Source organism: Paenibacillus hubeiensis (assembly GCF_032334105.1).
In the GTDB taxonomy this organism is placed as follows: Bacteria; Bacillota; Bacilli; order Paenibacillales; family Paenibacillaceae; genus Paenibacillus; species Paenibacillus hubeiensis.
In genome coordinates, this window is sequence record NZ_JAVYAE020000033.1 from 1 (window position 1) to 7,803 (window position 7,803).

General features: G+C 46.2%; 13 protein-coding genes. 1 reads left to right on the forward strand and 12 read right to left on the reverse strand.

The window, feature by feature from the left end; genetic code table 11:
- Nucleotides 1-189: hypothetical protein (locus RSX24_RS31940; protein WP_343262868.1), on the forward strand; the 189-nt coding region annotated here is incomplete at its 5' end.
- A gap of 375 nt (nt 190-564) precedes the next feature.
- On the opposite strand, the gene RSX24_RS31945 is transcribed toward RSX24_RS31940, so the two are convergent.
- The 12 genes from RSX24_RS31945 to RSX24_RS32000 all read right to left on the reverse strand — a co-directional run bounded on the left by RSX24_RS31945 (nt 565) and on the right by RSX24_RS32000 (nt 7,543).
- A complete protein-coding gene (locus RSX24_RS31945) occupies nt 565-771 on the reverse strand; it encodes a hypothetical protein (RefSeq protein ID WP_343262869.1) in 207 nt (68 codons plus the stop codon).
- A 12-nt stretch (nt 772-783) separates the two neighbouring features.
- Complete coding sequence (locus RSX24_RS31950) at nt 784-1,143, reverse strand: hypothetical protein (protein ID WP_343262870.1); 360 nt, start codon at nt 1,141-1,143, stop codon at nt 784-786.
- Nucleotides 1,144-1,272: 129 nt separating this feature from the next.
- Nucleotides 1,273-1,560: a hypothetical protein gene (locus RSX24_RS31955; protein WP_343262871.1), complete on the reverse strand. Its 288-nt coding sequence runs from the start codon at nt 1,558-1,560 to the stop codon at nt 1,273-1,275.
- Nucleotides 1,561-1,562: 2 nt separating this feature from the next.
- A complete protein-coding gene (locus RSX24_RS31960; RefSeq protein ID WP_343262872.1) occupies nt 1,563-2,087 on the reverse strand; it encodes a zonular occludens toxin domain-containing protein in 525 nt (174 codons plus the stop codon).
- Complete coding sequence (locus tag RSX24_RS31965; protein WP_343262873.1) at nt 2,084-2,302, reverse strand: hypothetical protein; 219 nt, start codon at nt 2,300-2,302, stop codon at nt 2,084-2,086. The genes RSX24_RS31960 and RSX24_RS31965 overlap by 4 nt, the downstream gene beginning before the upstream one ends.
- 3 nt (nt 2,303-2,305) lie before the next feature.
- Entirely contained in the window at nt 2,306-2,554 is a 249-nt protein-coding gene (locus RSX24_RS31970) for a hypothetical protein (RefSeq protein ID WP_343262874.1), read from the reverse strand.
- A 7-nt stretch (nt 2,555-2,561) separates the two neighbouring features.
- Nucleotides 2,562-3,479, reverse strand: coding sequence for a hypothetical protein (locus RSX24_RS31975; RefSeq protein WP_343262875.1), 918 nt, complete (start codon nt 3,477-3,479; stop codon nt 2,562-2,564).
- Complete coding sequence (locus RSX24_RS31980; protein ID WP_343262876.1) at nt 3,479-3,664, reverse strand: hypothetical protein; 186 nt, start codon at nt 3,662-3,664, stop codon at nt 3,479-3,481. The genes RSX24_RS31975 and RSX24_RS31980 overlap by 1 nt, the downstream gene beginning before the upstream one ends.
- 78 nt (nt 3,665-3,742) lie before the next feature.
- Nucleotides 3,743-5,143, reverse strand: coding sequence for a fibronectin type III domain-containing protein (locus RSX24_RS31985; protein WP_343262879.1), 1,401 nt, complete (start codon nt 5,141-5,143; stop codon nt 3,743-3,745).
- Nucleotides 5,144-5,391: 248 nt separating this feature from the next.
- A complete protein-coding gene (locus RSX24_RS31990; RefSeq protein ID WP_343262877.1) occupies nt 5,392-5,601 on the reverse strand; it encodes a hypothetical protein in 210 nt (69 codons plus the stop codon).
- A gap of 41 nt (nt 5,602-5,642) precedes the next feature.
- On the reverse strand, nt 5,643-5,891 hold the full coding sequence (locus RSX24_RS31995; RefSeq protein WP_343262878.1) for a hypothetical protein: 249 nt from the start codon (nt 5,889-5,891) through the stop codon (nt 5,643-5,645).
- Between the two features lie 614 nt (nt 5,892-6,505).
- Nucleotides 6,506-7,543, reverse strand: a complete 1,038-nt coding sequence (locus RSX24_RS32000; protein WP_343262880.1) for a protein rep — start codon at nt 7,541-7,543, stop codon at nt 6,506-6,508.
- Between the last annotated feature and the right edge of the window lie 260 nt (nt 7,544-7,803).

Genomic DNA, 7,803 nt, shown 5'->3' on the forward strand with positions numbered 1-7,803 from the left:
GGAGCCAGGGCTTTTGCCCGCCGCAGGCATCCGCCTGTTGCTCTGGGCAAAAGCCCTGGCTCCACGCTGTGCGTTCACTCCTTTAACTTAGACAACTCACTTGCAACAAAAGGAGAAATGACAGTAAGTATTACAAGATATACGACAATCCATATCATGATAGATTCACCTCTTACCTTACATCCTTAATTAACTTAAGAACAAAGTCTCCTAGGGCAATGAGAATTGGAATAGCAATTGAGCAAATGAAAATTAATCCTATTGGATCATCCCACATAAGTCCTTCCCTCCCCTGCCGGATCGGCAGCTTGTATAAAGAGAGCCCCTGGGCACGATATGTACGCAGCTGCTCCTGATCCTCACGATACCGGTCTTCGTCTGCATCAAGGTATAAACGGGGATATATCCCCTGTACCCCTTATCTAAAAACCCTTCTCCACTGTCTTTTTATGAAACCTACAATGCCGTCTTCGGATCCCTCCACAATTTCAGCAAGCAGCATAACTGGCACTACACAGATCAGCCATATATAGAAAACGCTCTTGAAATAAAACCAGAACTCCATCATTGCGACTTCTCATTTTCATCACGATAAAGGTTCCTTGCAGCCACCCTCGCTCTTCGCAGTCCCATGAGTTCACCGTTTAAACTAACCCGATCACTCTCTTTCTCGTCCGGAACAGTATCACGTAATTTACTAGTTTCATCAATCAATCTATCAATTTCATCCACCAGGGCAAAATAAAAGTCACTAAAACTTTTTTCCGTCATCTCTGATCCCCCTCATTGATTCTGATGCAATTGTCTGAAATAATCAGCATAAGAAGATGCATGTCCATTCTTCACGAGCGATTCGATTTTCTTCCAGTCTTCTTCCGGCAGCGTCATTTTGACAACCTTGCCGATTCCGATCCCTGGGCGACCAACTCGTCCAGCACTAATTTTAATCTGGTCCTGGACTTCCGTAATACGCCGAAGCAAAGAACGGTACATCGTTTGTGCTTCTTCATATTCCTTCGTGTATTGGGCATCATGCTTGGCATACAGCATGTTATTCATTTCCTCTAAAAGTCGGATTCTCTTCGAAATCAAATCGCCTTCCAGCGTCTTCAGCTCATTCGTACTCATACGTTCCAAATCCATTGGTAACCACCATCTTTCTTTTGGGTTACCTTTATTATATACGGAAGTAACCTCCGGGTCAAGCTAATCCGAAGGTTACTGTCAAAAAAATTGCAACGGCTGCCTGAATGCAAATCACGATCGTATCGATCATGCTGGCTGCCATCCAATAACGAATTTCCAATCACGTTTCACTTGCTCCGAAAAGAGCAGCGCCCCTGCTTTGCTATCCCATGCAAAGGAAAAGAGTCCAGCTGCCGTTCGAAAATACACAAATTTCGTTCGACGGTCACCGCCAAAAGACATTTCCTTAACCCGTTCTTCTCCGATCCGAGAGACCACAACATTTGCAAACTCCCAATCCGTTTTCTCCAAAAGTACATCACCGTTAAGATGCAATTGGTCCTTATCATCTTTGCAAAAAATTTCGTCGATCATCGTCATTGCCCCTTCAGATAATTTTGACGTTCCACATTGGCCGCATAGCTATCGTATTTCTTAGCCACCGCCATATCGAAAAAGGTGAACCCGCTGCCGAACTTGCCCTTGGTCTGCGGATTATACGTCCGCCATTTGATGATCGGGCCGAACTTGCTCACGTTGGTAACAAGCTGCGTCACCCGCCGAAGTGGGACAGCCACGTCCCGAAGATCCTGAGCCATCCACCATATATTCACGCCCGCATGTCGATGTTGGCGCCAGTGGGCCATGACGTCGAAGGGTATAGCTTTCCAGCTTCCAGCAGGGGCGACAAGTCCGGCCTCATCGATAAGGATGAGTGGAGAATACTTCTCGTCTGGTCGTTTCTTAACTTCGAACAGCTCCTCGATCTGGCTGTACTGGATGGATCCCTCCAAAGGATAATTAGCGTACACCCTGGCACCCTTTTTGATTTTTTTGCTTGACCATTTAGTTGCAAGATACGTCTTACCCTGTCCTGGAAGCCCAGTGATTCCCTCAATCACGACATCTCCTCCCCGATCTTCTCGTTCACCTTCCTGATCCGTTCATCCTGACGCTCGTACTTCTCATACTCAGCCTGTTCTCTTTGAAACTTTTCTCGCTGATCCACGAGCCGTGCCACCCGCCGAGCTAACATCAAATCCTGAAAATCCTGATACTTGCGTCCAATTTTGAAAAAGGCGAATGCGCCTAAGCAAAACGTAAATAATGCCAACATTTTTTATCCTGCTCCCCTCAGTAGATTTACTGCTCTCGTGATCCAGTAGTAGGCAGCTAACACCAGCTGCAGCCCGATCCATATGGACAGTACCGCCAAAAATTCGGAAACGGGCAAAATTGCATTTGCTTTCTGCAGGTACGGCATGATTTTTCCGATATCTGCTCCCAAATCCCGCGTGAATGACCATCCCATCAAGACGGCCGACATCGCATTGAGCATGCTCGATACTGCGTTGAGTATAAAGTCCATATTTCACCTACGATTTCAGCTGTGGCGTGAACCTTTGGACTAGCCATACTGCAAAGGCGATCCACACGGTCACCCCGGCCAATGTCCGAACCACGTCCCACCACTTCATTTTTTCCATCTGTTCCTTGGTGAAGATCTGGACATACAGCAAATTCCCTTGCATGTCCACGCCATAAGGAAATCTGATTGTCATTTCTGTTGCCGTTCCGGAATCCGGATTCGGGTAACTAAGACCCCCGCTTCCAGTCGTCGGATCCTGTGGCAATTTGCCCCCCGTGCTGCCGCCTGTATATGTACCGTTGCCGTCATCTTTGACAATCGGCGGACTCATGCCAGATTGACCCTGATTTATCGCATCTTGCATTTGATTCCCTGCATTTGATCCGCTGCCAGCACCAACTGCATCCTTCAGATTGTCCAATGCATCTTTGAGATTGTCCTGTGCCTGCTGCGATGGTGTCATCGCCTTTTCAATGGCATTATTGATCATCGCGTCGAGATCCTTAAGCATGTCAGGCCAGTTGATAATAAACGCCGTGATCGGCGGTGTTTGCTTGAGACGGTTACTCGTCACGTATTCGGACGTATCCGCCGGATTGACCATCCGAACGAAGTACCAAATACTTTGACCGTTTTCCAGATAACTTGTGATATGTGATTCTTCCGATTCCTTGATCGTCCAGCTATCAATGGGCTGGAAATCACCTTCGGACTCATGAGTTGCAGCATAGAGCACCATCATGTATCCTTGAGTTGCACCAGTGTATTTGATCTCGATCTCACCTGTACGCCAATCTGTCTCCAGTAGACGGGGAGCCGGGGCAGCTGCCTCGGAGATCGAGACGATCTGCACTGATAGTAAGAAAAAGACGAAGAGTGCTGCGAACACTCTCCGTCCAATGGTCTGGCATTTGCCCCTCATCATTACTTGGCTCTTGCCAGCCAACCCTTAAGCAAAATCCATCCCCATCTAGCAAGTACCACGAGAATCCCCAGCGCAACCGCGCCGCCAATAATCGCGAGACCGATTGTACCCGCCGTACCGAACATGTCCACCATTTTTTGAAACAGCGATTGAGTATTCGGCATTGTTGGATCTGTAAATGTCATGAATAGTTAACCTCCTGAAGCATCGCGTTAGATGCTGTTTTTAATTTAATTTTTCATTGCCTGAATAATTCACAATAATCACCTTGACTTCGCAAGCCATCCTTTAAGCAATATCCACGCCCAACGCGCCAATACCACTAGAATTCCTAGCGCCAACGCTCCTCCGATAATTGCCATCCCAATCGTACCCGCGGTTCCGAAGACATCCAACAATCTTTGAAACATCTCCTGCGGATTTGGAAATGTCGGCGGAATGAATCCTTTTTCAGTGCCCGTATTTACTGTCTGGGTGTATGTAAGTCCCCCAGCGTCCGTAATTGTGACCGTATAATCGGTACCGTAACTCAAGTTTGCAATCACATATTGCGTATCGCTTATGGTCTTTTGGGCAGCCCCCCAATCAATGTGATAAGGTGGAGATCCACCCGTAATCTGGACAACAATACTGTCACCGTTTGGGATCAATACCACATCGATCCGATCGGCAGGCGTAACCGTTACCGTGTTCGACTTTGCCGACTCGTTCCCGCTGGTATCAAATGCCGATACCTGGAACTTATATTGCTTTCCGTTTTCCAAACCATTAACAACGGTATTAGTAGCAGAAAGCGTATTGATTTTCGTCCCATCTTGGTACAAATAGTATCCTGCGAGATCCGCATCACCTGGCTTTGTCCAATCAAGAACCGCTTGTTTTTTACCTGGCTTGCCGTTCAACGTAGGCACTCCTGGTGGAGTCGTATCTGGCGGCGGTGGTCCTACTGGTGTTTTCTTGATCTCAGCGGATTTAGCCGATTCATTCCCACTGGTATCTACTGCCGTAACTCTAAATGCATACTCCTTACCATTTACAAGATCTGTAATGGTAGCCCTATTGGTCCGAACCGTTGCCTTTGCTACACCATCCACATAAACAACATAATGGTCCAAATCCGATTCGCTGTTCGCGTTCCAGTTCAGCGTGACCTTTGTATCACCTGAAACACCCGTCAGTCCAGTTGGTGCCGCAGGCGGTGTAGTATCTGGATCCAAAATACCTTTCAAGTCAACCTCATACACTGGCGTAAAAGGTTCAGCCCAGAAAATAACCGATTTAACACGCTTCGTACTTGGAATCGGAATAAAGTAATCCTGTATCCCAGTAGAAGAAACAGTCACCGAATAGTCCACTACAGTATCATCCGCAAAAGTAATACGTACACCTAAAGCCGTATTAACAGCAGCATCTGCACGAATATAAGCTTGTGCAACCCTTGGCAAATCCGAAGTTGTCGGAAACCCGTACTTTGGTGTATAGCTGTTAACTCGACCATAGATAATCTCACCTGTTTCATCTGAGCCATCCGTTAACTTATCCGTTGTCCAGGAATTGAAACCCAATGTTTTACCAAATAACAACGAATCTGTTCCATATCCTGAATTTGCTGCAAACACGTTACTTGTCGGCAGGATCGCGACGATCAGGAACGCTGCAAGCATCACAATACATATGCGTCTCGTACGTTCACCCCCTTTCACGCCCATCATCTTCTTTTTGTCATGAACCTGAGCAGCCCCGCGACTACCCCACCGAAAAAAAACAGCAGAAGTATCGAAAAAAACTGTTCCATTAGTCCATGCCCCCGTCATCCGAAATGTCAGACGATGTATATAGCCAGTCCCGCAAAAGGCCGAACATGGCGCAAAATAAAGAGATGCCTATCATCGTATACAAAAATTCCATGCGATCACCGCCTTGTCAGCAAGTAGCCGACTAGAAACATCATCATCGCGGCTATGATCATCAGGGATATCACAATCCAGGAACCGTACTCATTGTTGACGTACAAGCTGTGATTGAGAATATCCAACTGTGCTGAAACATGATCAATTTTGTTCTTGAGATCCAAAACAGAATTTTCGATGCCCACCGATCCGGACGACACCGAATGTTGCAAATCCTTAATCACCTTAACTATTCCGTCATATTGTTCCTCGTTCATTCATCGCGAACCATAACCATCATTCCAACGCTGTCGCGCGTCTTCCATGTCAGCAATTCGCCCGTAAAATGAGCTGGTTGGTAAAGCTCATACTTTGCTGTTTGATCGCCATCCAGTCTGATCGGCGTCTGCATTTTTTCACCGGGTTGGGCAAGGAGCAGTTCCGTAGAGACAACCGTTTTGTTGTCTTTGATTTTTTCGATGCGCTCATTGCTGGTGATAACTCCCTCAACTGTAACTATCATTCTTTTTCCTCCTTTTTTGCGAACATATTTTTGGTCCCGTTTATAATATAAAAAAAATATCGATTCTTGTCTACTACTTTTTTCCTATTGTTTTACCATTTTCTTTTAGGTAATTTATCACAGCTTTTTCCAAATGTTCGGTAAGACCGCCCATCTCCTCTAAAGCATCCACCATCCATTTAGGAAGCCGAGAAGGTATCTTTACTCGAACCAAATGTTCATCTAGTCTTTTACGTCCCGTTCCAAACACGCTCCAATACGTTGATAGGTACATTTTCCCATACCAAAATCATCCTTTTGTTTTTTCTTTTCAGTGTACCAAAAAAAGACTAAACCCCCAAAAGGGCTTAGTCCTTTTTTTATATTAATTTAAAATAATGACGTTTGAATTAATATTTCTGCATTCTCCAATAATTCAGATTTTCTTTTGAATGTCCAAGAGTGTTTTTCTCCACATTCATCACAAATATACTCGACATCAAGCTTACGTAATCTAGCCATAGATACACGATCTTCTAGACCCCATCCATTTTTCAATGTACATGGACCACAAAGGATTTTCATTATATCTAGCCCCTTAAACGATATTATGATATTATTAGTTCAGTCGAATGTTAAGTAGTCTCTGCGCCCAATGTAGAGACTTTTTTTATGCCCAAATTTAGGAGCGCTTCTTCATATCCATGCTGCTCGACCTGTTGCAGCAAACTATATCTTAAATTGTTTTTCAGGATGTATTTCCAATCCCGCCAATCAAGTACGCCGAGTAGATCGGCAGCTTCCACCTTTTCCGTGGCGATTTCTTCATCGGTTTTATCCTCGATAAGATACTTCGCTTTCAACCCAGGACTCCAAACCAATTGCTGTTTACCTTTCGTGGCCTTGGCGTATTCCTGGTACTTGCTCTCATACTCTAGATCGCCATCCTCAATGATCACCCTCAGCATATCGAACGGCGTCATACTCTCACCGCGACCTTTCTTGATATTGGCCTTTGTCATCTCTGAATCTGTGCCCCAACGCTTGTCCATCAGATCGCCCCACTTGCCGATGTATGTACTGGCTTCCGCCGCATCATGCATCCGTAAACCATGTTCGCGACTCGTGTCCAATCCGTTCTTAGCACAGGCACCTGACCACATACTATATAGCCTGTCCTCCATATCTCGCCATTCCCACGGCTCAATCTCATTACTGTGCAATAACAGCAAGTGTATATGTGGATGCCATCCATTCGCACCATGGGTTATCTCGAATGCCCTGATCTTACCGATCAGTCCGATCTCTGCCCTAAAGGCCCTATCACGTCCACCTCGACTGAAATCTTGTACTGCCTTACCAAGAGCTACTAACAGATCATGCAACCTATCTTTCGGGCTATGGCTGAACGTCAGCGTTACCATTGTGCAATATCCACCTGTATCCAAATGAGCCTTAAAAGCCGTCTTCAACTCCTGTCGCCGCCGCTCAGATATCTTCGCCGCACAGACTGGACACACCCAGACGCTTCCACAGACCATCAGACCACCGTAAAACGCCTTCTGCGACTCTCTATGCTTAAAAACGTCCACACCACCGTACGCCTCAATCTGATGCCTTAGACAGATTCCAACGCGGTGTTTAGGCAAAACGTGCTTGGCTGCTGCTTGCATCTGATATCTCAAAAATCGTTCATCTGGTCTTATTTCGCCGTTTTCATGGCTTACATGCCAATTATCTACGCTTATTGCCCTGTTTTCTCTCGATTCCTCAAAACAGGGGGTTCGCAATTTCGTAGTATTTACCAAGGGCGCTCCCGCGCCTAAAACTCCCCCATCTTCTCACCTCCTCTCCCAGGAGCCAGGGCTTTTGCCCGCCGCAGGCATCCGCCTGTTGCTCTGGGCAAAAGCCCTGGCTCCACGCTGTGCGTTCA

Coding starts and splice junctions, on each gene's coding strand:
- RSX24_RS31995 (WP_343262878.1), bottom strand. CDS start 5,891: ATGATAGTTACAGTTGAGGGAGTTATCACCAGCAATGAGCGCATCGAA.
- RSX24_RS31950 (WP_343262870.1), bottom strand. CDS start 1,143: ATGGATTTGGAACGTATGAGTACGAATGAGCTGAAGACGCTGGAAGGC.
- RSX24_RS32000 (WP_343262880.1), bottom strand. CDS start 7,543: ATGCAAGCAGCAGCCAAGCACGTTTTGCCTAAACACCGCGTTGGAATC.
- RSX24_RS31955 (WP_343262871.1), bottom strand. CDS start 1,560: ATGATCGACGAAATTTTTTGCAAAGATGATAAGGACCAATTGCATCTT.
- RSX24_RS31985 (WP_343262879.1), bottom strand. CDS start 5,143: ATGCTTGCAGCGTTCCTGATCGTCGCGATCCTGCCGACAAGTAACGTG.
- RSX24_RS31970 (WP_343262874.1), bottom strand. CDS start 2,554: ATGGACTTTATACTCAACGCAGTATCGAGCATGCTCAATGCGATGTCG.
- RSX24_RS31975 (WP_343262875.1), bottom strand. CDS start 3,479: ATGATGAGGGGCAAATGCCAGACCATTGGACGGAGAGTGTTCGCAGCA.
- RSX24_RS31965 (WP_343262873.1), bottom strand. CDS start 2,302: ATGTTGGCATTATTTACGTTTTGCTTAGGCGCATTCGCCTTTTTCAAA.
- RSX24_RS31980 (WP_343262876.1), bottom strand. CDS start 3,664: ATGACATTTACAGATCCAACAATGCCGAATACTCAATCGCTGTTTCAA.
- RSX24_RS31945 (WP_343262869.1), bottom strand. CDS start 771: ATGACGGAAAAAAGTTTTAGTGACTTTTATTTTGCCCTGGTGGATGAA.